Here is a 25,207-nt window from a genome sequence, read left to right on the forward strand (position 1 = left end):
GCGCTGCCGCCAGCGGCTTCCCCAAGTTATTGAATTATTCTGCTGCCGCGTCCCGCAGCAGCGACTTGCTACTCTGCGGCCCCCTGAAACAGCGCCTCAACAAACTCCTCCGCCACAAAGGGCTGCAGGTCGTTGACGCCTTCACCGACACCAATAAAGCGTACCGGCAGGCCAAATTTTTCACTCAGCGCAAAGATAACACCACCTTTGGCGGTACCGTCCAGTTTGGTGAGGGCGAGGCCGGTGACCCCGGCGGCATCCACAAACTGCTGCGCCTGGTTGAGAGCATTCTGCCCGGTGCCGGCATCCAGCACCAGCAGCACCTCGTGTGGCGCACTGTCGTCCAGTTTGGCCATAACCCGCTTCACCTTGGAGAGCTCGTCCATCAGGTGACTCTTGTTGTGCAAGCGCCCGGCGGTATCGGCGATCACCACATCCGCACCGCGGGCCTGGGCCGACGCAATGGCGTCGTAAATGACCGACGCGCTGTCGGCACCGGTGTGCTGCGCCACCACCGGAATGTCGTTGCGCTCACCCCACACCTGCAGCTGTTCCACCGCCGCGGCGCGGAAGGTATCACCCGCCGCCAGCATGACACTTTTGCCCTCGCCCTGCAGGCGCTTGCTGAGCTTGCCGATGGTGGTGGTTTTGCCCACGCCATTGACGCCCACCACCAGAATCACGGCGGTTTTGTTCTCCGGCAACTGCATGGGCGCTTCCACCTTCTGCAGCATCTCCACCAGGATACCTTTCAGGTTGCGATAGAGCGCGCCGGCATCAGAGAGTTCCCGACGTCTTACCGCTTCGGTGAGGCGATCAACAATGGTGGTGGTGGCATCGATGCCAACGTCCGCTACCAGCAACTGGGTCTCGACATCCTCCAGCAGCTCTTCATCGATCTCCTTGCGACCCAGGAACAGATTGCCAAGGCCGTCGGCAAAATTACTGCTGGTGCGGGAGAGGCCGGATTTCAGGCGGGCAAAGAAACCGCTGGCGGGCTTCTCCTGCTCGGCGGGCGTGGTCGGGGCTTCGTCGGCAACCGGCTCGGGATTCTCAGGCCCGGCCTCCGGCTGGTCTGAAGCAGTGTCGCCAGCAGACTTGCGGAAGCGGGCAAAAAAACCACCGCTGGCTTCGGCTTCAGGCGCCGCTTCATTGCCCGACTCGCTTGCGGGTTCAGACTCGGGAGCCGCAGGCTCAGTGGCTGCGGGCTCAGAGGTGGCCTCCGCCGCGGGCGCCCGGGGCTCTTTTTCAGCAACTGAACCTGATTCGCTGCTGTCGTCGGCCTGAGTCTCAGGCCCCTGAGATGGGGAGTCCCCATCCTTGTTTTTGCGGAACCGGCTGAAAAAATTATTACTCACTCGCTGCAACCCCTGAATAGCCGCCAGATGCTGAAAGTCCGGCATTTTACCGGCATACTGCCCACCGTGCATCCACCACTCCAGAAGCGCGAGGCAGGCTTTGAAACACTCCTCCCGGGCCAGGCGCCCCAGCGCCAAACCGGCACCACGTCAACCGAGCTCCACACTGCGTATCATTGGCGGTGAGTGGCGCGGCCGCAAGCTGCAATTCAGCGCCGCCGAAGGGTTGCGACCCACCGGCGACCGGGTGCGCGAAACCCTTTTTAACTGGCTGATGCCGTCGCTGCACGGCGCCCGCTGCCTTGACCTGTTTGCCGGCAGCGGCGCTCTGGGGCTGGAGGCGCTGTCCCGCGGCGCCGCCCACGTCACCTTTCTCGACAACCACGCCCCCAGTGCCCGCCAGATTGAAGCGCACCTGCAGCTGCTGGGCTGTGACCGGGGCCGGGCCCTGCAGGCCGACACCCTGCAATGGCTGCAGCAAACCCCTGCCGAGGCCTGTGATATCGTCTTTGTCGACCCACCCTTTCAGCTGGATCTGTGGCCCTCCTGCCTGCAGCAGCTGGAGACCGGTGGCTGGCTGGGTGACGAGGCACTGATCTACGTGGAAACCCCCAGGGCTTACCCCCTGTCAGCTCCGACCGGGTGGGAGCAGCTGCGTGAAAAGCAGGCCGGAGAAGTCTGTTTTCGCTTATTTTGCAGAGCGACTACATTGGAGTAAGGCGGAGCGGGATTGAACAGGTTTTGTACTGTCGCCGCAAATTGTATAACATCGCGCCTCCCTGAAGGCCCTGACCGGGCCGGAATCACTGACCTAGCGAGAGATTTCCATGAAGCACGTGGTTTATCCGGGCACTTTTGATCCCATCACCAACGGCCATATCGACCTGGTTGAGCGCGCCTGTCGCCTGTTCGACAAAGTCACTGTGGCGGTGGCGGCCAACACCAAGAAGAACCCGCTGTTTTCATTGGAACAACGGGTGGATCAGGTAAGCCGGGTATTGGGCCACCTCGATAACGTGGAAGTGTGTGGTTTCAGCGTGCTGCTGGCGGACCTGGTACAGCAGAAAAAAGCCAACGGTGTATTGCGTGGCCTGCGGGCGGTGTCCGACTTCGAGTATGAGTTTCAGCTGGCCAATATGAACCGGGCGCTGAGCCCGAACATGGAGAGCCTGTTCCTGACGCCTGCCGAGCATCTCTCCTACATTTCATCATCGCTGGTGCGGGAGATCGCCTCACTGGGTGGCGACGTATCCAAGTTTGTACCGCCGATTATCGTCCAGGAACTGAAATCCCGGTTTGGTAACTGACTGACGCCAACCCTGCCAGGCAGGAGCGGAGCGGACGAACCGGAGAGAAGAGCCCTGCTGCGCGCTGGCGCAACAGGGCTTGAAGGAAATTACTCGGGGCTGTGGCGATAGCCGTTGCGGGTACAACCCAGGCAACGCACGAAAGTAGTCTTGGCGGGCCCTACCACCAGTGTATCAGCGGCCTGCATGGCGTTACCGCCTGCCAGAGAAAACGGCAGGGACACCAGCCACACGGCTGAACCCACAATGGTGGTGACAAACATCACCGGACGCACCACCACCAGATCTCCGGTCATGGCCAGCATGGATGGGTCTTCATCCACGGTATTGATGCCTGATGCCATGCTGGCAGAGGTGAACACCATAAGAGCGGCCAGCACAGCTGCTTTAATTCTTCCCGACGCAATCGACACTGTTTTCTCCTTCTAGTCCATCGATTTTGCGGACAATTGTAGCCCTAGCGCTGGCAGGCCGTACAGTACACAGTCGACCTTTGCCCCAATCGCACCTCCTTCAGGGGCTTCCCGCACTGCTTGCAGGGTTCACCACCGCGGCCGTAGACCAGCAGACTCTGCTGGAAATAGCCGGGCTTGCCATCGCCGCCAACGAAATCCCGCAGGGTTGTCCCCCCCTGGGTAATGGCCCGCGCCAGTACGGTTTTGATCTCGTGCACCAGCGCCTGCAGGCGCGGCTTTGACAAGCTGCCGGCGGCCACCGTGGGGCGAATACCGGCGGCAAACAGCGCTTCGTTGGCGTAGATGTTGCCCACTCCCACCACCACCTTGCTGTCCATGATGAAGGTTTTTATCGACTGCTTGCGCTTGCGCGAGCGCTGGTAGAGGTAATCCGCATCAAAGGCGTCGGACAGGGGTTCCGGCCCCAGGTGAGCCAGCAGTTCGTGCTGACCCACATCACCCTCGGCCCACAGCATGGCGCCGAAGCGGCGGGGATCGTTGTAGCGCAGCACCCGCTTTGCCCCGAAGTCGATATCGACGTGATCGTGGTAGCCGGGATCCTCCCGGCGCTCAATAATGCGCAGGCTGCCGGACATGCCCAGGTGCACCAGCAAGGTACCGTGGTCAAAACCCAGCAACAGGTATTTGCCCCGCCGCGACAGGGTGCGCAGGGTCTGACCGGTGAGCAGCTGCGGCAGGGTATCCGGCACCGGCCAGCGCAAGCTCGGCTGACGTACCGTCAGGCACTCAATCCTGCGACCCAGCACGTGAGGCTCGATACCGCGACGGGTGGTTTCCACTTCTGGCAATTCAGGCATAACAGCGTTCTGTCTCTCGTAACACCGGGGGCGCAGCTTAACCTGCGTTTTCTGCGGGCACAAAAAACCCGGCATAAGCCGGGTTTTTCGGAGGCATCAAGCAGGGCAATGCTTACTTGATTTTGCCTTCTTTGTAGACCACGTGCTGACGTACAACAGGGTCATACTTTTTGATTTCCATCTTCTCTGGGGTGTTACGCTTGTTCTTGTCAGTGGTGTAGAAGTGACCAGTACCAGCGGTAGAGTTCAGACGGATTTTTTCACGAGCGCCTTTAGCCATGACTTAACTCCTTAAACCTTTTCGCCACGAGTGCGAATGTCAGACAGAACGGACTCAATGCCCTTCTTGTCGATGATGCGCATGCCTTTGGAAGATACACGCAGCTTCACGAAACGCTTTTCGGACTCAACCCAGAAGCGGTGAGTGTGCAGGTTTGGCAAAAAACGACGCTTGGTGTGGTTTTTTGCGTGAGATACATTGTTTCCGGTTACTGGACGCTTACCAGTTACCTGACATACCTTGGACATCTTGTTGCCTCATTCTCAAACAAGTGGTCACTGCCGGACAGCGACTTATGATCATCAAAACGGTTTTCTAACGCGACTGACTAGGCAGGCAGGGCCTGCAAACGGGGCGGAAACCATCGCTACATCACGTCTGCCGGGAGCTTCGAAGCAGCTGCCAGCGAGGAATTCATGTGGGCCAGTCACAGCGAGCGGCGTTTTATACCAGAACAGGGATTCAATAGCAAATATTCGCTGTTTTTTTGTGCAACCTGGATGGCTCCGCAACCGCTGCATCAGAGCATGCCGCGCTCGGCAAACGAGAGCACCTGCCCCTCCCCCACCACCAGGTGGTCCAGCACCCGGATATCCACCAGCGCCAGCGCCTGCTGCAGGCGCTCGGTGATGTGGCGATCCGCCTGACTGGGCTCGGCAACGCCCGAAGGGTGGTTATGGGCCAGAATCACCGCTGCGGCGTTATGGGCCAGGGCCAGCTTCACCACCTCCCGCGGCCACACACTGGCAGCATCTATAGTGCCCTGGAACAACTCCTCAAACGCCAACAGCTGATGCTGGTTGTTGAGCAGCAGTACGGCAAACACTTCCCGTGGCCGATGGCGCAGTTCCGCCTGCAGGTAGGCCTTCACGGCGTCGGGGCTGGTAAACCCCATACCCCTCTCCATGGCACTGGCCAGATGCCGGCGCCCCATCTCCAGCACCGCCTGCAGCTGGCTGAACTTGGCCTCGCCGAGACCCGGCGCCTGGCAGAACTCGCTGCTGGAAGCTTCCAGTATCTGTCGCAGGCCGCCAAAACGGGTGAGCAGCTCCCGGGCCAGGTCCACCGCCGATTTACCGGCACAGCCGGTGCGCAGGAAAATAGCCAGCAGTTCGGCGTCGGAGAGCGCCCGCGGCCCCCGGGCCAGCAGTTTCTCCCGCGGCCGCTCCTGCTGCGGCCAGTGTTTGATACTCATTGCGCTCCTCCCTGAGCGTGACCCATTGGGCTGTAACAGCGCCGGCTGCGGCGGCGTCCGGGCCGCGGCGACTTCATCGCAACCCGCGGCGATGGTATCTTAGGCGCCGACTATCCCTGCTGCTAGCTGGAAAAAAGTATGAGCTCCCTCACCAACAAACACATACTGCTGGGCGTGACCGGCGGCATTGCTGCCTACAAGAGCGCCGAGCTGGTGCGTCGCCTGCAGGATCAGGGAGCCAGCGTGCGGGTGGTGATGACCCCGGCGGCACAGGAATTTATTACCCCCCTGACCTTGCAGGCCCTGTCCGGCAACCCGGTGCACACCACCCTGCTGGATCCGGAAGCGGAAATGGGCATGGGCCATATCGAGCTGGCGCGCTGGGCCGACCTGCTGCTGGTAGCCCCGGCCTCCGCGGATTTTATGGCCCGCCTGGCCCAGGGACTGGGCAACGACCTGCTCACCACCCTGTGCCTGGCCACCGCCGCTCCCATCTGCCTGGCACCTGCCATGAATCAGGGAATGTGGCACTCGCCGGCCACCCAGGAGAATCTGCAAACGCTGAGATCCCGTGGCATAACGCTGTTTGGCCCCGCCGCCGGGGCACAGGCCTGTGGTGATGTGGGCCCCGGTCGCATGCTGGAGCCCGGCGAGCTGGCTGACCTCACCGCACAGCAATTCAGCAGTGGGCTGCTGGCCGGTAAAAAGGTGGTCATTACCGCCGGCCCCACCCGCGAACCTATTGATCCGGTGCGTTATATAAGCAACCACAGTTCCGGCAAAATGGGTTATGCCATCGCCCAAGCCGCCGTGGAAGCCGGCGCCCGGGTAACCCTGATCAGTGGTCCCACACGCCTGCCGGCGCCGGACGATTGCCGCCGTATCGACGTCGAAACGGCAGAGGAGATGCTGGCCGCGAGCCTCGCCGAGCTGGAAGGTTGTGACCTGTTTATCGCCTCCGCCGCGGTGGCGGATTTCCGGCCAGCGCAACTGGCGGGGCAAAAGATCAAGAAAGGCAGCAGTGACACCATGACCCTCGAGCTGGTGAAAAACCCGGACATCGTCAGCACCGTCGCCAGCCACGCTCAACGGCCGGCGGTGGTGGTGGGTTTCGCCGCCGAGACCCAGGACGTGGTGCGCTACGCCCGGGACAAGCTGCAGCGCAAGAACCTGGACCTGGTGATCGCCAACGATGTATCGAGGGCGGATATCGGCTTCAACAGTGACGACAACGCGGTGACCCTGGTGTGGCGGGATCGCGAGGAGTCACTGGCGCAACGCAGCAAGGCGCAATTGGCGCGGGACCTGATACAGCACTTTACCCAAACACCCTGAAGGCCCGATTTCCCCGGGGATAGCAGTTACCGCCGCCTCAGGCAGCAGCGGCAACCAATAAGGATTTTCGCGTGGCGATAAGCAAGACCTCTAACAATAACAAAGCGGGTACCCAACCCAATCGCAAAGGGGCGCTGCCCCTGATCACCATCCTCTCCCTGCTGCTGGTCGCAATAGCAGTGGGAGCCAGTGGCTGGTGGACGTATCAGACGCAGGTGGTGGCTGTAGAGCAGCAGCGCCTGCAGGAACTGGTTAAAGAGCAGGCGCAGCGACGGGCACACGCGATCCGCACCTATATCCGCGAGCAGCAAAAGCAGCTCAACGCTCACGCCCATCGCGATGTGGTGGTGCAGGCCGCCAGCGGCGAGAAGCAGACACACAGCGGTGTCTTGCGCTCCCTGCAAAAGGCCTACTCCCAGGCCCAAAGCTTTCGCCTGCTGGATCTGCAGCGCCAGGACCGCCTCACCGGGGAGACCGCGGACGACAGCGCCCGGGTTGACGGTGAAACCCTGGGCTTCACCGAACTGGATATGATCTACCGTGCCGAGCAGCGCAAGCCGGTGGCTCCCGAAGCGCGGAAAGTGGGTAAGGAGTGGCAACTGCTGTTTATCACACCGGTCGCCACTGACGATCAGGCCGAACCGGTGGGAACCCTGCTGGTGATTCTCTCTGCCAACACCCTCAAAAAGAAGCTGGCCGCCCTTGACCCGCAGCTGGGTCGCACCAGCCTGCTGCGCCGCAGTGGTGGCAAGGCCGTGGTCATCGCGGTGGGTGCCGGCGGTAGCGGCAACAAGGTCACCACCCCCGTGCCCGACAGCGTCTGGCAGGTACAATTCCAGGCCTCTCCCATGCTGGCAGCACAGGTGGAAGAGAGCCCATGGCTGTTGGTCGCCGTGCACCTGCTGGCGGCGGTGGTGCTGCTGGGCCTGACCTGGTGGATCACCGGACGCCTGGATCCCAATCGCCGCCGGGCTGCGGTGGCAGCAGTGGCAGAGGTGCCTCTGCAGGGTGACGCCCTGCACGCGCTGCAACTGCGCGAGGATGACCGCGAACTGCTGGGCCTGGCCAAGCGCGACGCGGTGAAGCGGCCTCTCCAGACCCCGACCGAACGCGCGGATGTACCTGCCGAAGTCTTCCGCGCCTACGACATCCGCGGCCGCGCCGCCGATCAGATTACCCCGGCGCTGGCGGAGCTGGTGGGCCGGGCGGTGGCCAGCGAGGCGCTGGCGGCCGGTGACAACAACCTGTTTGTCGCCCGCGACGGGCGCCTCACCAGCGAAGCCTTGACCGAGGCGGTGATCCGCGGCGTGCTCAGCACCGGCTGCAACGCCATCGATCTGGGGCTGGTGCCAACTCCCCTGCTCTACTACGCCACCTGCGCCCTGCCCGACAGCAATAGCGGCATTATGATTACCGCCAGCCACAACCCCGCGCCCTATAACGGCTTCAAAATGGTAATTGGCGGTCGCACCCTGGTGGACGCGGATGTACAGCGCGTTCGTCAGCGTATTCTCAGCGACGACCTCTGTCGCGGTGCAGGCGAGAAGCGCCAGCTGGATGTCTCCGGCGCCTATATTGATCGCATCCTTGGCGACGTTGCCCTGGCCGGCGACGTCAAGGTGGTTATCGACGCCGGCAATGGCGTCACCGGCTCAGTGGCCCCGCAGCTGTTTACCGAGCTGGGCTGCGTGGTGGAACCCCTCTATTGCGAGCTGGACGGCAACTTCCCCAATCACGACCCGGACCCCACCATTGCCGACAACCTGCGCGACCTGATCCAGCGGGTGAAGGAGAGCGACGCCGACCTGGGCATCGCCCTGGATGGCGACGGCGACCGCCTGGTACTGGTGACGCCCGCCGGGGAGATTATCTGGCCGGATCGCCTGCTGATGCTGTTCGCCAAGGATATTGTCAGCCGCAACCCGGGCGCCGACGTACTGTTTGACGTAAAATGCACCCGTGAGCTGAACCAGCTGGTAAGCAGCTACGGTGGCCGCCCCATCATGTGGAAAGCCGGCCACTCGCAGATGAAGAGCAAGATGCTGGAGACCGGCGCCCTGCTGGGCGGTGAGCTCTCCGGCCACATCTTTATCAAGGATCGCTGGTACGGGTTTGATGACGGCATGTACGTCGCGGCCCGCCTGCTGGAGATCATGACCCTGCGGGACCAGGATGCCGACTCGTTGTTTGCCAGCTTCCCGCTGCCGCCTTCAACGCCGGAGATCCTCGTGCCCGTGGCGGAGTCGCAGAAATTCCAGCTGGTGGACAGGCTCATCAAGGAGGGGGATTTCCAGAACGGCAACGCCATTACCATTGATGGCCTGCGGGTGGATTTTCCCAAGGGCTGGGGGCTGGTGCGCGCCTCCAACACCTCAGCGGCGCTGACTCTGCGTTTTGAAGCGGAGAGCGAGGCTGTCCTGCAACAGCTGCAGGGGCTGTTCCGCCGCGAGCTGCTTAAAGTCGACACCACTCTGAACCTTCCTTTTTAACCACGATTTGCAGGTTGATCCATGTCTCTGAAGCGCGATGCCGCCACCAATATTGCCAACGTCCTGACCGAAGCTCTGCCCTATATCCAGCGCTTCACCAATCGCACGGTGGTCGTTAAATTCGGCGGCAACGCCATGGAGGGTGAAGCCCTGCAAAACAGCTTCGCCCGCGATATCGTGCTGATGAAGCTGGTGGGTATGAACCCGGTGGTGGTCCACGGCGGCGGCCCGCAGATCGGCCAGCTGCTGGACAAGCTCAACATTCACTCGGAGTTTGTCGATGGTATGCGCGTCACCAACAGCGAAGCCATGGACGTGGTGGAGATGGTGCTGGGCGCCTCGGTAAACAAGCAGATCGTCAACCTGATCAACCGCAACGGTGGCCAGGCCATCGGTGTCACCGGTAAGGACGGCCAGCTGATCCGCGCGCGCAAGCTGAAAGTCACCCGCAATAACCCCGAACTGTCGGAGCCGGAGATTATCGATATCGGTCACGTGGGTGAGGTATCCACCATTAACCGCAGTGTCATCGACATGCTGATCAACAGCGATTTCATTCCGGTGATTGCCCCTATCGGCGTCGATGCCGAAGGCAACTCCTACAACATCAACGCCGACCTGGTGGCGGGCAAGATCGCCGAGGTGCTGCAGGCAGAGAAATTAATGTTGCTGACCAACGTTTCCGGATTGCAGGACAAAAACGGCCAGGTACTCACCGGCCTCACCACCAAACAAGTGGACGCGCTGATCGAGGATGGCACCATTTACGGCGGTATGCTGCCCAAGATCAGCTGTGCCCTGGATGCGGTCAAAGGTGGAGTTACCAGCGCCCACATTATCGACGGCCGTGTCGATCACGCGGTGCTGCTGGAGATCTTTACCGACGAGGGCGTCGGTACACTGATCACCAACAAACACTGATCGCCTGCAAGCGGGAAAACAGCGCCCGGGGGTCGGACGATATCGGCTCCGGCCGCAGCCCCAAAGGATGAATTTTCAATCCCGGTCCCAGTACCGGGATTTTTGTCTTTCGCGCCAGCGCCATGTTGAAGATGGCACTTTAAGCGGCTAGGATTACAGCTTCCCTGGTGTTGTGAATAACAGGCGTGCAGGCTGTGGGTCCAGCCGCGCATCTCTGCCAAAGGCAAGCTGTGTCTGCAGCTTTCCGCAGGCGGATCACAAACTCTCACCATAACTTCGAACAGCTGCACTCTCTTTAAGCGGCTGGCCGGGGATTCTTACAGAAGGCACTATGAGCAAATCAAACACCAAAATTTCCCGCCGCCAGCAGATACTTGAGTCCCTCGCTCATATGCTGGAGGTCGCCCCTGGTGCCCGTATCACCACCGCCGCCCTGGCGCGGGAAGTGGGTGTGTCGGAAGCGGCGCTCTACCGCCACTTTCCCAGCAAGTCCAAAATGTTTGAAGGGCTGATCGAGTTTATTGAAGAGACGCTGTTCAGCCGTATCAACCTCATCACCAACGAAGAGCCGGCGGCACTGACCCGCTGCTACAAAATCCTCTCGCTGCTGCTCACCTTTACCGAGCGCAACCCGGGTATCACCCGCATTCTGACCGGCGACGCCCTGACCGGCGAAACCGAGCGCCTGCGCACCCGCGTAGCCCAGCTCTACGACCGCCTGGAGACCCAGATCAAGCAGATCCTGCGCGAAGCGGAGATCCGCGAGGGCATCCGCCCCACCATACCGCTCACCTCTGCCGCCAACCTGTTGATGGCCGCGGCCGAAGGACGTATTGCCCAGTTTGTGCGCAGTGAGTTCAAACGCCCCCCGACCGAGTGCTGGGACGAACAGTGGCCGGTTCTGGTGGACGGCTTTTTCCGTGAGGCTCTGCAGGCGGTTAACTGACGCCTGCGTAGCTGATACCCCTCAACCGGGTCACTGGGAGCGCTGCAGCGCCCGACGATGGTGGCGGATCAATCCGGAGTGTGTGGCAGCGGATCCGGGAGACCCGCTGCCGGAGGACGGTGCGGTATCAACCTTTCTCGGCGCGAACCTTCGCCACCAGATAGTCCACCACCTTCAGCATCTCCTCGTGGTTGCCGGCCATGCGACCGCTGACACGGTATTTGCCATCCACCACCACTTCCGGGGTACCGGTGATACCGTAGCTGCGCGCGCGCGCCTCCGCCTGCTTCACCTGGCTGGTGACGCCAAAGGAGTTAAAGGCCTTCTTAAAGGCTTCACGGTCGACACCCTGGGAGGCGAAGAAATCTTCCAGCGACTTCTCATCATCCAGCTTCATACCCTGCAGGTTGAGCGCGTTAAACAGTGGCAGGTGCATCTTGTCCAACACCCCCAACGCCTGTGCTGTGTAGAAGGCACGGGCATGCTCTTCCATATTGGGGCGCCACATGGCCGGTGAGCCACGGAAAACCACATCGCTCTTCTGTTTGGCCTTCCAGGCGCTGATCAGTGGCTCGAACTGGAAACAGTGGCCACAGCCGTACCAGAACACTTCCGTCACTTCGATCTTGTTGGGATCCAGCGTGTGCACCGGCTTATTGAGGACAACATAGTGCGTGCCGGCCTCATAGGTCGGCTTGCTGCCTTTGTCTTCGGCACAAGCGACCAGCGCCAGCATGGTGGTTAACAGAGCGACGACGAAACGCATGGATAAACTCCCTGATTGAGTGGTGGCAACCCGATGCTGCCCCGGGGTGACTTGTTGTGGAAACCGAATGGCAATCGGAAACAGTTTGATTTGAGCCCGGCTTATTAAACCGGTTCCCTAACGCGACTGCAATTTTTGACGACTGCTGACGGTGTTCGGGAAGTGTGTGCTTAATGGGCAGGCACAAAAAAAGCGGCCGCAGCCGCTTTTTCGGTCAGAACCCCGATCAGTTGAGGCCGGAGATGAAGTTGGCCAGCGCCTTGATCTCGGCGTCGCTCAGATTTTTCGCCACGGAACGCATGGTGCGCTGGTCGCCATCGTTGACGCGCGCGCCGGCGCGGAAGTCGCGCAGCTGCTTCTCGATGTAATCGGCGTGCTGGCCGCTCAGGCGCGGGTAGCCGGCGGGCTCGTTGCCCTGGCCGCGGGGAGAGTGACAGCCGGTACAGGCCGGAGTACCCACATCGGCCTTGCCGGCGCGGTAGAGGGTTTCACCCAGAGCCAGACCATCCACATCCGCACCGCTGTTGACCCTGACGGTCAGGGGCTTGGCGCCGGCGAGCTGGGTTGTCTTGCTGTCAAAGAAAGCGGCGATGTCGGCCATATCCTGCTCGGACATACTGTCCAGCAGACCGGTCATCTCCATCACCTGACGATCACCGGCCTTGATGTCGTGCATCTGCTTAAGCAGGTATTTTTCACCCAAGCCAGCCAGTTTGGGAAAGTTCGGAGCCGGGCTGTTGCCATCGGCACCGTGACAGGCTGCGCACATGGCCGCCTTACCCTCACCAGCGGCTGCGTCGCCAGCTGCCAGAACCCCCTGAGCCGCTGCAATCAATCCAACAGCCACAATTGCTTGCTTGAAGATGTTTTTCATTGGCTAATCCGTCAAATTTCGTCGTCTGTGAGCATGTATTTGCGGCCGGGAAGCGATCCGGGTACCTACCGGGTTCTGTCCAAGCTACAATGACCGCCGTCCGGGGGCGGCCAAAAACCGCGACATTATATACGAACCACCCGAAATCTCACTATTTTTGCAGGGTTATGCTTTGAGTCGGATCAATTTCAGTACAGCTCTATTCACCCAGAGCGCACCCTCCATCCGTGAATGCCCTCCCGAGGAGGGTGCCGAAGTGGCCTTTGCCGGTCGCTCCAACGCCGGCAAATCCAGCGCCATCAATACCCTCACGGGCAATCACAAGCTGGCACGCACCAGTAAAACCCCCGGTCGCACCCAGCTGATCAACTTCTTTGCCCTCAGTGAGCAGCAGCGGCTGGTGGACCTGCCCGGTTACGGTTACGCCAAGGTACCACTGGCGATGAAACAACAGTGGGAGCGCAACCTCTCCGAGTACCTGCGCGAGCGACGCTGCCTGAAAGGCCTGGTGCTGCTGATGGATGTGCGCCACCCGATGCGGGAATTCGATACCATGATGCTCAACTGGGCGGTAGAGGCCGGTATGCCCGTGCATATCCTCCTCACCAAAGCGGACAAGCTCAAGCGCGGACCCGCGCAGTCCACCCTGCTGGCAGTACGCAAGCACCTGCAGGAAGCCCAGGTGGACGACCTGGTCAGTGCCCAGCTGTTCTCCTCTCTCAAGGGCACAGGGCTGGATCAACTGAAACAGAAGCTGGTGAGCTGGCTGCGGATTGAAGAGACCCCCGAAGAGGAAGCGGCGGAGACACCGGAACCCTGAAACACAGCCGACTCAGTCAATTGTCTGCTGGCACGTAGAAGAAAGGCAGAAATAAAAACGCCCGGCAGCATTGGGGGGGACTGCCGGGCGCAAAAGGGATCGACGATCTTGGGGTCATCGTCGGAGAGAGTGGTAACAAGGTGCAACTACCGCCCTCTCGCATACTAGGACTGCCGTCAGGGACAAGAGTTCCATCGTTTCTGTAAATTTCTGCAAATCTTTTCGTCGCGGTCAGACCCGCTCCCCACCCCCCTGCATCGGGGCACTTGCAAAACAGATTGGCAAAAAAAAGCCCCGAACTCAGTCGGGGCTAACTTACAATTCCAATAGCAATGTAAGGAGAGCAAGACACCATGAAATATCTTGCTTACTCAGACTGACCGTCCGTCACTAAGTTCCCACACTATTGTTAAATATTTGTGTCAGTGGGCTTCGTCCCAATTGGCGCCCACGCCGACATCCACCACCAGCGGCACCGCCAGCTCCATCGCTGCCTCCATACGCTCCCTGAGACCGGCGCACACCGCATCTACCTGGGCCTCGGCCACTTCCAGCACCAGTTCATCGTGCACCTGCATAATGACGCGGGCATCCAGTGCCGATACCTGCAACCACTGGTGCACACTCAGCATGGCCAGCTTGATGATGTCCGCCGCCGAACCCTGCATGGGGGCGTTGATGGCGGTGCGCTCGGCGGCCTGCCGGCGCATGCCATTGCTGGAGCGGATTTCCGGCAGGTAGAGGCGGCGGCCGCGAAGGGTTTCCACGTAGCCGGACTCAGAGGCCTGGGAACGGGTCTCATCCATGTAGCGCTTCACACCCGGGTAGCGCTCGAAATAGAGATCGATGTACTGCTGTGCCTCAAAGCGCCCCACATGCAGTTGCTTGGCCAGGCCGAACGCGGACATGCCATAGATGAGGCCGAAGTTAATCGCCTTGGCGCTGCGCCGCTGTTCCCCGGTAACATTCTCAAGGGGCACCTGGAACACCTCTGCGGCAGTGGCTTTGTGCACGTCCAGGCCTCCGGCAAAGGCCTTTTGCAGCCCTTCATCACCGGACAGGTGGGCCATAATGCGCAACTCGATCTGCGAATAGTCCGCCGCCACGATCCTGTACCCCGCCGGCGCCACAAAAGCCTTGCGGATACGCCGCCCTTCCTCGGTGCGGATAGGGATATTCTGCAGGTTGGGGTCCGACGACGAGAGTCGGCCGGTAGCGGTCACTGCCTGATGGTAGGAGGTGTGGACGCGACCGGTGCGCGGATTGATCATCTGCGGCAGCTTGTCGGTGTAGGTGGACTTCAGCTTACTCAGGCCCCGGTGCTCGATCAGCAACTTGGGCAACGGGTAATCCAGTGCCAGCTCCTGCAGCACCTCTTCCGCAGTGGAAGGGGCGCCTTTGGGGGTCTTCTTGATCACCGGCAACTGCAGCTTTTCAAACAGGATCTGCCCCAGCTGCTTGGTGGAGCTGAGATTAAAGGGTTCACCGGCCAGGTCGTGGGCCTCCCGCTCCAGCTCTTCCAGGCGACGCGCAATCTCCAGGCTCTGCTCACCCAGCAACTTGCTGTCCACCATGGCACCTGTGCGCTCGATGTCCGACAGTACGCTCACCAACGGCAGCTCAATCTCTTCAAAGACAGAGACCAGCGACGGGTGCTGTTGCAACTGCGGCCACAGGGTGCGGTGCAGGCGCAGGGTAATGTCGGCGTCCTCAGCCGCATAAGGGCCTGCCTGCTCCAATGCGATCTGGTTGAAGGTGAGCTGTTTGGCGCCCTTGCCGGCAATGTCTTCAAAATGGATGGTGGTGTGATCCAGGTATTTCTGCGCCAGGCTGTCCATGTCGTGGCGACTCGCCACCGAATCCAGCACATAGGATTCCAGCATGGTGTCGTAGGCTATTCCCCGCAGAGCAATGCCGTGATTGGCCAGCACGCTGCGGTCGTATTTCAGGTTCTGGCCCACCTTTTTCTTGTCTTCGCTCTCCAGTAGCGGCTTGAGCTGCTCCCAGACCCAGCTTTCATCCAATTGCTGCGGGGCATCCAGATAGTCGTGGGCAAAGGGAATATAGGCCGCCTTGCCGGGCTCCACCGCCACGGACACGCCCACCACCCGCGCCTCCATATAATCGAGGCTGGTGGTCTCGGTATCGAAGGCAAACAGCTCTGCCGTTTGTAACTGCTGCAGCCAGTGGTTGAAACGCTCCTGCGTGAGTACCGTCTCGTAATCGGTCTCGGTGACAGTCACTGCAACCGGCTCTGCCGCCGCCACGCTGTTGCTGGCAGCAGCGGCACCCTGGGGCAGCTCCAGCTCCTTCACCCAGGTTTTGAACTCCATGTCACGGAACAGCTCCAGCAACTGCGCCTCGTCTGCAGGGGTGCAGTGCAACTCCGCAGGCCCGACATCCAGCGGCACGTCGGTCTTGATAGTGGCCAGCTCGTAGGAGAGGTAGGCGGAATCGCGATGTTCCTGGAGCTTCTCGGGCATCTTTTTGGCACCGCGGAACTCCAGCGAACGTACCGCTTCCAGGTCGCCATAAATGGCATCCAACCCCCCCAGCCCCTGCAGTAGTGCCAGCGCCGACTTCTCCCCCACGCCGGGCACACCCGGGATGTTATCCACCTTGTCACCCATCAAAGCCAGGAAATCGATGATCAGCTCCGCCGGGATACCGAACTTGTCCACCACGCCCTGACGGTCCATCACCGTCTCGGTCATGGTATTCACCAGGGTGACATGGTCACTCACCAGCTGCGCCATATCCTTGTCGCCGGTGGAAACCACCACATCCACCCCCTGCTCGGTGGCCTGACGGGCAAGGGTGCCAATAACGTCGTCCGCTTCCACACCCTCAATTATCAGCAGCGGCATACCCATGGCGCGAATGATGTTGTGGATGGGCTCAATCTGCACCCGCAGGTCGTCGGGCATGGGAGGACGATGGGCCTTGTATTCGGCAAAGATCTCGTCACGGAAGGTCTTGCCCTTGGCGTCAAACACTACTGCCACCTCGGAACCCGGGTAATCCTTCTCCAGCCGCCGCAGCATATTGATCACCCCCTTAACGGCGCCGGTGGGCTGGCCTTTGGAGTTGGTGAGAGGCGGCAGGGCATGGTAGGCGCGGTAGAGGTACGAGGATCCGTCCACCAGAACCAGTGGTGTGTTTGACATGAATTGTTCCGTTGTTGTGAGTCTGTTGGCGGCGGCCGGAAGCCGGCGACCGCGACGTGGGGGCCTATTTTGTAACAGCTGCCGGCGCAGAACAAACCGGCCTCAGTCACCCGGACGCCGCCAAACCGGGAAATTTTGAGGGCAAACACCCATGGGTAACACTTTTTTACAATCTTTCGCTTCCAACTCAAAACGCCATCTCTAGTGTTACCGATGCGTTACCGAACACTATATGTAGTGTTACTAACCATATTTTCCGAGAACATAGGAAACATATAGCCAAAAAACCTAAAACTCTTGACAAAAAACTGTTGGCAAAATCCGAAACGCTTTGTTACTCTACGTAACAACAAGGTAACAAACCCCCTGACTGGCGGAACCAACCCTTCCACCAGTCGGAATCAACCACCCAAGATCGGAGACCTAAACATGAAACAGATCGGTTTTTTGTTTGCCCTGGCTCTCCTCGCTAACAGCGCGGCGGGCTCTGAGGTTGGTTCCAGCTACTCCAACGTGGCAGTGCTCGTTGCAGAAACTGGTGCCAGCTCAAGCTGGGCAACCCAAGAAATTATGACTGCTGAGCTCAATGCTCAGAAGTTGGAAAAGACTATGGAAGAAGCCAACCAGAAACTGGCTTCGGAGATGGAAGCACGCTTCAACAAGATGTTGGAAACTTCCCTCGACAACTAACTGAATTTGCGTTGTAACAGTCAAATCATCGCTCTTCCCTGCACTGGATCTCTCACTCTCCTCCCTTTCTTCCAGTGCAGGGTTCTTTTTTCCCCGCTTTTAATTTTTCTCCGCGAAACCGTATACGCAGTCCTGCACTTGCCCCAGCAGTCGTGACAACAGCTCGTAGTAATCACTTACTTCCTCATCATAACCCATCAGGTCAATAACCGGTTGCCGGTAGCCGTGAGCCGCGGCCAGCTGCTGCTGCCAGGCCCTTGGGCCCGGCCACTCCACCAGCAGGCAATCCCCCGGCTGCAACTGTTGCTGCAGTTGCCATAACCGGCGGGCTCCCGGGGCAATCTCTGGCGATGCCGACAGTAACAACGGCGCGGGCAGCCGGAACTCCTCCACTAACGCCCCCAGCGCGGCATGGGCCATGGCGTAGGGACGCGCCGGCTGTGAACCTGCCTGTAGCGCCAATTGCTGCAAGCTGGCGATCTGTTGCTGTGCCCGCTGCCGGTAGTTCGACGCCTGCGGTGGGTCTAATTCCGCCAGTGTCTCTGCCAGACCGGACAGCATCGCCACCGCCAGCGTGCGGGACAACCAGAGGTGCGGATCGTGATCCTCATCCCCGTGACTGTGATCGTGATGACCGGCCTCACCCCCGGCCCTGCCTGTGCCGTGATCTTCAGCTTGTGGACGGGATTCCAGTGCCTGAAGGGAAAGTTGGCGCTTACTTGCAAGTGGCGCCTGCAGATAGGGCTCCAGCTCCGGCCCCACCCACAACACCAGGTCCGCCTGCGCCAGGGCGCGTCGATGGGAGACCCGGAAGGCAAAATCGTGGGGGGTAACACCCGGCTCCATCAGGGTAACGATCTCCACGCCGTCACCCGCCACCGACTGGGCCAGCAGCGCCAGCGGGCGCACACTGGCCACCAATCGCAGGGGCTCTGCCACCGCGGTGCCGGCAAGGCCCAGTAACAGGAAAACAATCAACACGGCTCGCAGCGGTAACACAGCGGCTCCTCATCAGTATTGGAAATGTTATATAATAACACGTTCACCATTGTGTAACGTCATCCGGAGCCCAGTGTGCCCGACACCAGCATCCCCACCGCCATCGCCGGTACCCGCCACGATCACAGTCGCTGCATCAGCACCGCCATGACCACAGCCCGCAGCCTCTGCGCCCAGAAGGGCGTGCGCCTGACCGAGTTGCGGGAGCAGGTGCTGAACCTGATTTGGCAAAGCCACAAACCGCTGGGCGCCTACGAGCTGATGGAACAACTGGCCCGTGAGACCACCCGCCGGGTGGCACCGCCTACCGTCTACCGGGCGCTGGAGTTCCTGCTGGAACAGGGGCTGGTGCACCGCATCAACTCCCTCAACGCCTACGTGGGCTGTACACACCCGCGGCAGGAACACGCCACCAATTTCCTCATCTGCCGCCATTGTGGCGTCGCCATCGAGTTTGCCTCGGTGCCGCTGGAATCTTCCCTGCAAGCCAGCGCCGATGAGCTGGGTTTTGTTATCGAGGCCCACTCCATCGAAGTAGTGGGCAGCTGCAAACGCTGCACAGACCAGGGAGTCGCAAGCCATGAGCACTGATACTGCACTGGTGGCCGGACGCCAGCTGAGCCTCGCCTTTGGCAACCGCCAGATCCTGCAGGATGTGGATATCACCCTGATGGCGGGCCAGATTGTGACCCTGATTGGCCCCAACGGCGCCGGCAAGACCTCGCTGGTGCGGCTGGTGCTGGGGCTGGAGCAGCCCACCGGCGGCAGCCTGCGTCGCCGGCCCGGTTTGCGGATCGGCTATATGCCGCAGAAACTGCACCTCGACCCGAGCCTGCCCCTGACTGTCTCCCGCTTCCTGCGACTGGCCCACAACGACCGCGCCGCCATCGCCGCCAACCTGGCGCTCACCGGTGTCGATCACCTGGCCGACAGCTCCATGCACCACCTCTCCGGCGGCGAACTGCAGCGGGTGCTGCTGGCCCGGGCACTGCTGCGGGACCCATCGCTGCTGGTGTTGGACGAGCCGGTACAAGGGGTGGATGTGGCCGGTCAGGCACGTCTCTACCAGCTGATCGCCGATATCCGTGACCAGCGCCAGTGCGGGGTGTTGATGGTCTCCCACGACCTGCACCTGGTGATGGCGGCCACCGATACCGTCATCTGCCTCAACCAGCACGTCTGCTGCCACGGCCACCCGGATAACGTCAGTGAGCACCCCGCCTATCTGGAACTGTTTGGCCACAGTGCCACTGCCGGTATCGCGGTCTACACCCACCATCACGATCACGACCACGATATGCACGGCGACGTTACTGACTGCGATGCCAACCACTGCCAGCACAAGGACCACCACCATGGCTGATTTCCTGATCTACGCGCTGCTGGCCGGCTGCAGTGTGGCCATGCTCGCCGGTCCGCTGGGCTGCTTCGCTGTGTGGCGGCGCATGGCCTATTTCGGTGATACCCTCGCCCACTCGGCCCTCACCGGGGTGGCACTGGGCCTGATCCTGTCGGTCAACGTCAGTCTTGCCATTGTGCTCTTCAGCCTGTTGCTGGCACTGGCGCTGGTGGCGCTGCAGCACAACTCCTCCCTGGCCTCCGATACCCTGCTGGGGATTCTCTCCCACGCCATGCTCGCCGCCGGCCTGGTGCTGGTGGCCCTGTTCGGCCGCGGGCGGGTGGATCTCTACGCCTACCTGTTTGGCGACCTGCTGGCGGTAACACCCACCGACCTCTACACCATTGCTGCGGTGGCGGCGGTAATTATTCCCGGCCTGATTGCCCTCTGGCGCCCGCTGCTCTCCCTCACCGTGCACGAAGAGCTGGCGCAGGTGGAAGGTGTGGCCGTGGTGCGCACCAAGTTGCTGCTGATGCTGATGATGGCCCTGCTGGTGGCTGTGGCCATGAAGGTGGTGGGCGTGATGCTGGTCACCGCGCTGCTGATCATCCCCGCTGCCGCCAGCCGTCGCCTGGCCCGCTCACCGGAGCAGATGGCCATCGGCGCCAGCCTGATTGGTGTGACTGCGGTGCTCGGTGGCGTGGCCAGCTCCTTCGTCTGGGATACCCCGGCTGGCCCGTCTGCGGTGCTCTGCGCCGCGCTGGCCTTCGGCCTCAGCCTGCTGCGCCCCATGCCGGCCTGATACGAACACCGTGGTAAACCTGCAGACTGTTATCCGGCTGCCCCACCGCACAGTGCTGCACCTGGCGTGGCCCATGATTCTAAGCAACCTCAGCGTGCCGCTGCTGGGGCTGGTGGACACCGCCATCCTCGGCCACCTGCCGACACCCACCTACCTGAGTGCGGTGGCGTTGGGTTCCAGCCTGATCGCCATGGTGTTGTGGTCACTGGGCTTCCTGCGCATGGGCACTACCAGCCTGGTGGCACGTGCCTTTGGTGCCGGTGAACGGGAGTTGGTGGAAGCCCTGCTGCTGCGCAGCCTGGTACTGGCCTTTGCCCTCGGCCTGCTGTTACTGCTGCTATCGCCGCTGCTGATTGACGTGGCGTTGGCATGGATGGCGCCCTCTGCGGAGATAGCCCCCTTCACCGCCAGCTACTGTCAGCTGCGCCTGCTGAGCGCCCCCTTTGCGCTGGCCAATATCGCCCTCATGGGCTGGTTTATCGGCCGCCAGAATACCCTTATACCACTGCTGATCCTGGTGTTTACCAATCTCCTGAACCTGCTGCTGGACTGGGTGCTGGTGATGGAGCTGCAGCTCAACAGCGACGGTGCGGCACTGGCCACCGTCAGCGCCGACATCTGCGCCTTCCTGCTGGCGATCGCTATTGCCCGTCGTCACCTGCAGGCCCCGGCCAGCCAGCTGTGGCAGTGGCTGCGTTCACCGCTGCGGGAGTACACCGAGCTGCTGCAGGCCAACCGCTACCTGTTTGTGCGCACCCTCTGCCTGCTGTCGGTACTGACTTTCTTCAATGCCCAGGGCGCCCGTATGGGTGACATCACCCTGGCCGCTAACGCCATTATTTTCCAGCTGTTGTTACTGACCTCCTACGGCCTGGATGGCATTGCCCACGCTTCCGAAGCGCTGGTGGGCGAGGCCCGCGGTCGGCGCAACCCGGCCCGGCTGCGGGATGTGGTGATTACCAGTGGCCTGTGGAGCGCGGCTATCGCCGGTGCCATGGCACTGGCTTTTCTGCTCAGCGGCAACCCGCTGTTTCGCCTCTTCACCGACCTGCCGCAGGTGCTGGCGGCGCTGGAGCACTACGCGTTGTGGGTGGTGCTGTTGCCACTGGCGGCACTGTGGGGTTTCTGGCTGGATGGAGTCTTTATCGGTGCCGGCGAGCTGCGCTATATGCAAAACGCCATGCTGGTGTGCGCCCTGGGGATCTTCTTCCCGCTCTGGTGGCTGACACAGGGATGGGGTAACCACGGCCTGTGGCTGGCGTTCTCGCTCTTCAGCCTGGCCCGCGGCGTCAGCCTCGGCATCGGACTGCCCCGGCTCTGGCAGCCACAAACTGCGTCGCTCGATTGATCCCCGTCACTGGCGCATTTGCCATTTAGCGTCCATGCTCAAATGCATACGGTGAATACCCGGGCGCAGCCCGTGCGACAGCAGCGTACTGTCGTGGAGCCCGGGCCTTCCGCACAACATCAGAGTGACCACCCGATCCCTGCTCCACGACACCGGACACCTGCGCCTGCGTGGTACAAACAGGGTAACGACACAGGTACCGGCCAACATGGATCTGAGGGATGTACGCGCGATTCGCGCGACCATTGCCAACGCTCGCCATCAGGAAGCCCACAGTGGGCACCTGCAGGCGCTGTTGGGTCAGCGCCTGCCCCACCTGCACACCGCCATTCGCCTGCCGGAAACCGAAGCCAACGCGGCACTGCTGCAGTTTGTACTGCGCTACATCGAACACATTCCGGATTTTATTGAGGCCATCTCCCTGCTCACCGAACGCGCCCGGGTATTCGCCTACGCCGAACACTTCCTCACCATTGCCAGCGACTACTTCCTCAGCCCGCCAGAGGTGATTGATGGCCACCATGGGTTGCAGGCCCTGCTGGACGAAGCCTACCTGGCGCACCGGCTGATGGAGGAGATCAACGATCGGTTTATCGCCCACGCGGGGGCGCCGCTGCTGCCCATGGACATGACCCGTGCCAACCTGATCGTGCACCACCTGCTTGGCGACCGCTTCGCCAACAAGCTGGACCAGGTGGTGCAGTTTTCCGTGGACACCGCCCTGCAGAAAGAGCGGCTGTTCCAAAGTGACGCCTTCCACGCCTTCCTGCAACAGTGCCAGTCGGCGGAGTGGGCCATGCAATTGAGTGAGTGGCCATGCCTCACTGAACAGCTGGACATCGGCCTCGATTTCGGCAAGCCCACCTCTCGTGATACCACACCACGTCACCATTAAAAAGACATAAAAAAAACCGCGCTGTAGCGCGGTTTTTTTTATGTCGGCCGTGTCAGCCCACAGGTCTATTTTTTCTCCGGCGGCGGAAACACCAGCACCTGCACTTCCGACTTTTTCTCTTCCTCGCTGGTATTCACCCGCGTCTCCAGTTCCCGCACCTGGGGCTGGAAATGCATCTCGTCGCTGTAGCCACAGGACACACACTCACGGTAATCCTTACCTTCCAGATTGTAGACGCGCACGGTATCCATGGCCGAACATTTCGGGCACACCGCACCGGCAATAAAACGTTTCTTGATATCTTGACTCATCACTCTCACCCAATAACTCAGGCCGCAATGCCACTGTGACGCAGTAACGCATCAACGCTTGGCTCACGACCGCGGAATGCCTTGAACAACTCCATGGCTTCGGCGGAACCGCCGCGCTCCAGAATTTGCTGGCGGAAATCAGCGCCCACCTGCGAATTAAAGATGCCCTCTTCCTCAAAGCGGGAAAACGCATCGGCGGACAGCACTTCCGCCCACTTGTAACTGTAGTAGCCCGCCGCATAGCCGCCGGCAAAAATATGGGTAAAGCTGTTGGGGAAGCGGTTGAATGCCGGTGGATGAATCACCGCTACCGCATCGCGCACCTGCTGCAACACCTCCAGCACCGGCTGCGGTTGCTGCGGGTTGTAGGTGCCATGCAGGCGCAGATCGAACACGGCAAATTCAATCTGGCGCAGCATCTGCAACGCCGACTGGCAATTCTTCGCCGCCAGCAAATTGTCGAGCAACTCCTGCGGCAGTGGCTCACCACTCTGGTAGTGGCCGGAGATCAGCGCAATGGCCTCCTCCTGCCAGCACCAGTTCTCCAGAAACTGGCTGGGCAACTCCACCGCATCCCAGGCCACGCCGCTAATACCACTGACCGCTGCAACATCAATGCTGGTGAGCATATGGTGCAGGCCGTGACCAAACTCATGAAACAGGGTGGTCACTTCGTCGTGGGTCAACAGCGCCGGGGTAGCGCCCACTGCCGGCGTGAAATTGCAAGTCAGGTAGGCGATGGGTAACTGCAGACCATCGGCGGCGACGCGGCGTGTACGACACACATCCATCCACGCTCCACCGCGCTTGTTGGCGCGCGCGTAGAGGTCGAGATAGAAGCCGGCAATCACTTCACCACCCTGCTGCAGCTCGTAGTACTTCACATCCGGGTGCCACACATCCGCACTGGCTTCCCGCAGCTGCACATCAAACAGCCGCTCCACAATGGCAAACATCCCCGCCACCACTTTCGGCGCCGGGAAATAAGGGCGCAACTGCTCCTGGGAGATGGAGAACTTTTGCAGCTTCAGCTTCTCGCTGTAGTAGGCCTGGTCCCACGCCTGCAGCTCATCCACACCATCCCGCTGGCTGGCAAAGTCGCGCAGCTCCTGCAGATCCTGCTCTGCCATGGCACGGCTTTTCTGAGCCAGGTCCAGCAGGAACTCCTCCACCTGTGCGCGATTCTCCGCCATTTTGGTGGCCAGTGACAGTGCCGCGTAGTCATCAAAGCCCAGCAGGTTGGCCAGCTGGTGACGCAGCTGCAGGATCTCGGCCATCAGCGGGCCATTGTCCCACTGGCCGGCATTGGGGCCCAGTTCCGAGGCGCGGGTGGCATAGGCAGTGTAGAGCTCTTCCCTGAGGCTGCGATCGTCAGCGTGGGTCACCACCGCCAGGTAGGAGGGGATATCCAGGGTGAAAACCCAGCCGTCCAGCTCCCGCTGCTCAGCCGCCTGACGCGCCAGGCCGCGGGCGGTGTCCGGCAACCCCTGCAGCTGCGTCTCGTCGGTGATCTGCCTGAACCACCCCTGGGTCGCATCGAGTACGTTATTGGCAAAGCGGGTGTTGAGCTCGGACAGGCGCTGCTGCAGATCCGCCGCCTGCTTCTTTTTGTCCGCCGGCAGGTCTACACCCGCCAGGTGGAAATCCCGCAGGGCGTGTTGCAGCATGGCTTTGCGCGGTTGGCTCAGCTGTTCGTACGCGGGGCTCGCCACCAGCGCTTTGTAGGCTTCGCACAGCTCACTGTTCTGCCCCACCTCGGTACCATAGGCGGTGAGCCTGGAAAGTGTGCTGGTGTAGGCGGCGCGCAGGGACTCGCTGTTTTTCACCGAATTCAGGTGCGATACCGGCGACCAGGCCTTATTGAGGATATCGTCCTGCTCTTCCAGTGGTGCCACCAGCGTCTCCCAGCTCACCGGCCCCTGCTTGACCCCGTCCAGCACCTGGCGCAGGTTGCTGCGGCAGCGCTGCAGCAGCTCATCAATGGCGGGCTCCACATGGGCGGCCTCGATGTCTGAGAAGACAGGCAATACGGGATTTTCCAACAGCGGATTGGACATGGTGCAAATCAACCTCTGGTTAGCGACACTAGCGT

At 61.0% G+C, this 25,207-nt stretch carries 25 protein-coding genes; 13 read left to right on the top strand and 12 right to left on the bottom strand.

Annotated features, from left to right (window positions below):
• Positions 1-68 precede the first annotated feature (68 nt).
• On the bottom strand, positions 69-1,430 hold the full coding sequence (gene ftsY, locus GSF27_RS10095) for a signal recognition particle-docking protein FtsY (RefSeq protein ID WP_237457474.1): 1,362 nt from the start codon (positions 1,428-1,430) through the stop codon (positions 69-71).
• Positions 1,431-1,458: 28 nt separating this feature from the next.
• Between ftsY and rsmD the strand changes: the two genes are divergently transcribed.
• Positions 1,459-2,076, top strand: coding sequence for a 16S rRNA (guanine(966)-N(2))-methyltransferase RsmD (rsmD, locus tag GSF27_RS10100; protein ID WP_202410375.1), 618 nt, complete (start codon positions 1,459-1,461; stop codon positions 2,074-2,076).
• A gap of 109 nt (positions 2,077-2,185) precedes the next feature.
• Complete coding sequence (coaD, locus tag GSF27_RS10105) at positions 2,186-2,665, top strand: pantetheine-phosphate adenylyltransferase (RefSeq protein ID WP_160968528.1); 480 nt, start codon at positions 2,186-2,188, stop codon at positions 2,663-2,665.
• An 89-nt stretch (positions 2,666-2,754) separates the two neighbouring features.
• Here the strand turns inward: coaD and GSF27_RS10110 are convergent, their stop codons facing one another.
• The 5 genes from GSF27_RS10110 to radC all read right to left on the bottom strand — a co-directional run bounded on the left by GSF27_RS10110 (position 2,755) and on the right by radC (position 5,413).
• Positions 2,755-3,078 (bottom strand): hypothetical protein, encoded by a 324-nt coding sequence (locus GSF27_RS10110; RefSeq protein ID WP_370462589.1) that lies wholly within the window; start codon positions 3,076-3,078, stop codon positions 2,755-2,757.
• A 44-nt stretch (positions 3,079-3,122) separates the two neighbouring features.
• Complete coding sequence (gene mutM, locus GSF27_RS10115) at positions 3,123-3,938, bottom strand: bifunctional DNA-formamidopyrimidine glycosylase/DNA-(apurinic or apyrimidinic site) lyase (RefSeq protein ID WP_160968530.1); 816 nt, start codon at positions 3,936-3,938, stop codon at positions 3,123-3,125.
• 112 nt (positions 3,939-4,050) lie between these two features.
• Positions 4,051-4,218 (bottom strand): 50S ribosomal protein L33, encoded by a 168-nt coding sequence (rpmG, locus tag GSF27_RS10120; RefSeq protein WP_160968532.1) that lies wholly within the window; start codon positions 4,216-4,218, stop codon positions 4,051-4,053.
• A gap of 11 nt (positions 4,219-4,229) precedes the next feature.
• Positions 4,230-4,466 (bottom strand): 50S ribosomal protein L28, encoded by a 237-nt coding sequence (rpmB, locus tag GSF27_RS10125; protein ID WP_160968534.1) that lies wholly within the window; start codon positions 4,464-4,466, stop codon positions 4,230-4,232.
• A 272-nt stretch (positions 4,467-4,738) separates the two neighbouring features.
• On the bottom strand, positions 4,739-5,413 hold the full coding sequence (gene radC / locus GSF27_RS10130) for a DNA repair protein RadC (RefSeq protein WP_160968536.1): 675 nt from the start codon (positions 5,411-5,413) through the stop codon (positions 4,739-4,741).
• Between the two features lie 138 nt (positions 5,414-5,551).
• On the opposite strand from radC, the gene coaBC reads away from it, so the two are divergent.
• The 4 genes from coaBC (at position 5,552) to slmA (ending at position 11,104) form a co-directional block, all read left to right on the top strand.
• On the top strand, positions 5,552-6,748 hold the full coding sequence (gene coaBC, locus GSF27_RS10135) for a bifunctional phosphopantothenoylcysteine decarboxylase/phosphopantothenate--cysteine ligase CoaBC (protein ID WP_160968538.1): 1,197 nt from the start codon (positions 5,552-5,554) through the stop codon (positions 6,746-6,748).
• Between the two features lie 71 nt (positions 6,749-6,819).
• Positions 6,820-9,237 carry a phosphomannomutase/phosphoglucomutase gene (locus GSF27_RS10140; RefSeq protein WP_160968540.1) on the top strand — a complete coding sequence of 806 codons (2,418 nt, stop codon included), beginning with the start codon at positions 6,820-6,822 and terminating at the stop codon, positions 9,235-9,237.
• Between the two features lie 21 nt (positions 9,238-9,258).
• Positions 9,259-10,158, top strand: coding sequence for an acetylglutamate kinase (argB, locus tag GSF27_RS10145; RefSeq protein ID WP_160968542.1), 900 nt, complete (start codon positions 9,259-9,261; stop codon positions 10,156-10,158).
• Between the two features lie 331 nt (positions 10,159-10,489).
• On the top strand, positions 10,490-11,104 hold the full coding sequence (gene slmA, locus GSF27_RS10150; RefSeq protein WP_160968544.1) for a nucleoid occlusion factor SlmA: 615 nt from the start codon (positions 10,490-10,492) through the stop codon (positions 11,102-11,104).
• Between the two features lie 127 nt (positions 11,105-11,231).
• Here the strand turns inward: slmA and GSF27_RS10155 are convergent, their stop codons facing one another.
• On the bottom strand, positions 11,232-11,870 hold the full coding sequence (locus tag GSF27_RS10155) for a thiol:disulfide interchange protein DsbA/DsbL (protein WP_160968546.1): 639 nt from the start codon (positions 11,868-11,870) through the stop codon (positions 11,232-11,234).
• Positions 11,871-12,096: 226 nt separating this feature from the next.
• Complete coding sequence (locus GSF27_RS10160) at positions 12,097-12,744, bottom strand: cytochrome c (RefSeq protein ID WP_160968548.1); 648 nt, start codon at positions 12,742-12,744, stop codon at positions 12,097-12,099.
• Between the two features lie 172 nt (positions 12,745-12,916).
• On the opposite strand from GSF27_RS10160, the gene yihA reads away from it, so the two are divergent.
• A complete protein-coding gene (gene yihA, locus GSF27_RS10165; RefSeq protein WP_160968550.1) occupies positions 12,917-13,564 on the top strand; it encodes a ribosome biogenesis GTP-binding protein YihA/YsxC in 648 nt (215 codons plus the stop codon).
• A 422-nt stretch (positions 13,565-13,986) separates the two neighbouring features.
• Here the strand turns inward: yihA and polA are convergent, their stop codons facing one another.
• Positions 13,987-16,731, bottom strand: coding sequence for a DNA polymerase I (gene polA, locus GSF27_RS10170; RefSeq protein WP_160968552.1), 2,745 nt, complete (start codon positions 16,729-16,731; stop codon positions 13,987-13,989).
• Positions 16,732-17,160: 429 nt separating this feature from the next.
• Between polA and GSF27_RS10175 the strand changes: the two genes are divergently transcribed.
• Positions 17,161-17,421 carry a hypothetical protein gene (locus GSF27_RS10175; protein WP_160968554.1) on the top strand — a complete coding sequence of 87 codons (261 nt, stop codon included), beginning with the start codon at positions 17,161-17,163 and terminating at the stop codon, positions 17,419-17,421.
• Between the two features lie 99 nt (positions 17,422-17,520).
• Here GSF27_RS10175 and GSF27_RS10180 read toward each other — a convergent pair whose 3' ends face one another.
• Complete coding sequence (locus GSF27_RS10180) at positions 17,521-18,420, bottom strand: metal ABC transporter solute-binding protein, Zn/Mn family (RefSeq protein ID WP_160968556.1); 900 nt, start codon at positions 18,418-18,420, stop codon at positions 17,521-17,523.
• Positions 18,421-18,567: 147 nt separating this feature from the next.
• Between GSF27_RS10180 and GSF27_RS10185 the strand changes: the two genes are divergently transcribed.
• The 5 genes from GSF27_RS10185 (at position 18,568) to GSF27_RS10205 (ending at position 22,804) form a co-directional block, all read left to right on the top strand.
• The gene (locus tag GSF27_RS10185; protein WP_160968777.1) at positions 18,568-19,011 is read left to right on the top strand and encodes a Fur family transcriptional regulator; all 444 of its coding nucleotides are present in this window, start codon (positions 18,568-18,570) and stop codon (positions 19,009-19,011) included.
• Positions 19,001-19,783, top strand: a complete 783-nt coding sequence (znuC, locus tag GSF27_RS10190) for a zinc ABC transporter ATP-binding protein ZnuC (protein WP_160968558.1) — start codon at positions 19,001-19,003, stop codon at positions 19,781-19,783. The genes GSF27_RS10185 and znuC overlap by 11 nt, the downstream gene beginning before the upstream one ends.
• Positions 19,776-20,561, top strand: a complete 786-nt coding sequence (znuB, locus tag GSF27_RS10195) for a zinc ABC transporter permease subunit ZnuB (RefSeq protein ID WP_160968560.1) — start codon at positions 19,776-19,778, stop codon at positions 20,559-20,561. Before znuC ends, znuB begins: the two co-directional genes overlap by 8 nt.
• A 73-nt stretch (positions 20,562-20,634) precedes the next feature.
• Positions 20,635-21,909, top strand: coding sequence for an MATE family efflux transporter (locus GSF27_RS10200; RefSeq protein ID WP_160968562.1), 1,275 nt, complete (start codon positions 20,635-20,637; stop codon positions 21,907-21,909).
• A 208-nt stretch (positions 21,910-22,117) separates the two neighbouring features.
• Positions 22,118-22,804, top strand: coding sequence for a hypothetical protein (locus GSF27_RS10205; protein WP_160968564.1), 687 nt, complete (start codon positions 22,118-22,120; stop codon positions 22,802-22,804).
• Between the two features lie 65 nt (positions 22,805-22,869).
• Here GSF27_RS10205 and GSF27_RS10210 read toward each other — a convergent pair whose 3' ends face one another.
• Both GSF27_RS10210 and prlC read right to left on the bottom strand, forming a co-directional pair.
• A complete protein-coding gene (locus tag GSF27_RS10210) occupies positions 22,870-23,115 on the bottom strand; it encodes a YheV family putative zinc ribbon protein (protein ID WP_202410376.1) in 246 nt (81 codons plus the stop codon).
• Positions 23,116-23,132: 17 nt separating this feature from the next.
• Positions 23,133-25,172: an oligopeptidase A gene (gene prlC / locus GSF27_RS10215; protein ID WP_160968566.1), complete on the bottom strand. Its 2,040-nt coding sequence runs from the start codon at positions 25,170-25,172 to the stop codon at positions 23,133-23,135.
• Positions 25,173-25,207 lie beyond the last annotated feature (35 nt).

It is taken from the genome of Pseudomaricurvus sp. HS19, assembly GCF_009857815.1.
Lineage (GTDB): Bacteria > Pseudomonadota > Gammaproteobacteria > Pseudomonadales > Cellvibrionaceae > Pseudomaricurvus.

Coding starts and splice junctions, on each gene's coding strand:
- ftsY (WP_237457474.1), bottom strand. CDS start 1,430: ATGCACGGTGGGCAGTATGCCGGTAAAATGCCGGACTTTCAGCATCTG.
- coaD (WP_160968528.1), top strand. CDS start 2,186: ATGAAGCACGTGGTTTATCCGGGCACTTTTGATCCCATCACCAACGGC.
- mutM (WP_160968530.1), bottom strand. CDS start 3,938: ATGCCTGAATTGCCAGAAGTGGAAACCACCCGTCGCGGTATCGAGCCT.
- rpmG (WP_160968532.1), bottom strand. CDS start 4,218: ATGGCTAAAGGCGCTCGTGAAAAAATCCGTCTGAACTCTACCGCTGGT.
- rpmB (WP_160968534.1), bottom strand. CDS start 4,466: ATGTCCAAGGTATGTCAGGTAACTGGTAAGCGTCCAGTAACCGGAAAC.
- radC (WP_160968536.1), bottom strand. CDS start 5,413: ATGAGTATCAAACACTGGCCGCAGCAGGAGCGGCCGCGGGAGAAACTG.
- coaBC (WP_160968538.1), top strand. CDS start 5,552: ATGAGCTCCCTCACCAACAAACACATACTGCTGGGCGTGACCGGCGGC.
- argB (WP_160968542.1), top strand. CDS start 9,259: ATGTCTCTGAAGCGCGATGCCGCCACCAATATTGCCAACGTCCTGACC.
- slmA (WP_160968544.1), top strand. CDS start 10,490: ATGAGCAAATCAAACACCAAAATTTCCCGCCGCCAGCAGATACTTGAG.
- GSF27_RS10155 (WP_160968546.1), bottom strand. CDS start 11,870: ATGCGTTTCGTCGTCGCTCTGTTAACCACCATGCTGGCGCTGGTCGCT.
- GSF27_RS10160 (WP_160968548.1), bottom strand. CDS start 12,744: ATGAAAAACATCTTCAAGCAAGCAATTGTGGCTGTTGGATTGATTGCA.
- polA (WP_160968552.1), bottom strand. CDS start 16,731: ATGTCAAACACACCACTGGTTCTGGTGGACGGATCCTCGTACCTCTAC.
- GSF27_RS10175 (WP_160968554.1), top strand. CDS start 17,161: ATGAAACAGATCGGTTTTTTGTTTGCCCTGGCTCTCCTCGCTAACAGC.
- GSF27_RS10185 (WP_160968777.1), top strand. CDS start 18,568: ATGACCACAGCCCGCAGCCTCTGCGCCCAGAAGGGCGTGCGCCTGACC.
- znuC (WP_160968558.1), top strand. CDS start 19,001: ATGAGCACTGATACTGCACTGGTGGCCGGACGCCAGCTGAGCCTCGCC.
- znuB (WP_160968560.1), top strand. CDS start 19,776: ATGGCTGATTTCCTGATCTACGCGCTGCTGGCCGGCTGCAGTGTGGCC.
- GSF27_RS10200 (WP_160968562.1), top strand. CDS start 20,635: ATGATTCTAAGCAACCTCAGCGTGCCGCTGCTGGGGCTGGTGGACACC.
- GSF27_RS10205 (WP_160968564.1), top strand. CDS start 22,118: ATGGATCTGAGGGATGTACGCGCGATTCGCGCGACCATTGCCAACGCT.
- GSF27_RS10210 (WP_202410376.1), bottom strand. CDS start 23,115: ATGAGTCAAGATATCAAGAAACGTTTTATTGCCGGTGCGGTGTGCCCG.
- prlC (WP_160968566.1), bottom strand. CDS start 25,172: ATGTCCAATCCGCTGTTGGAAAATCCCGTATTGCCTGTCTTCTCAGAC.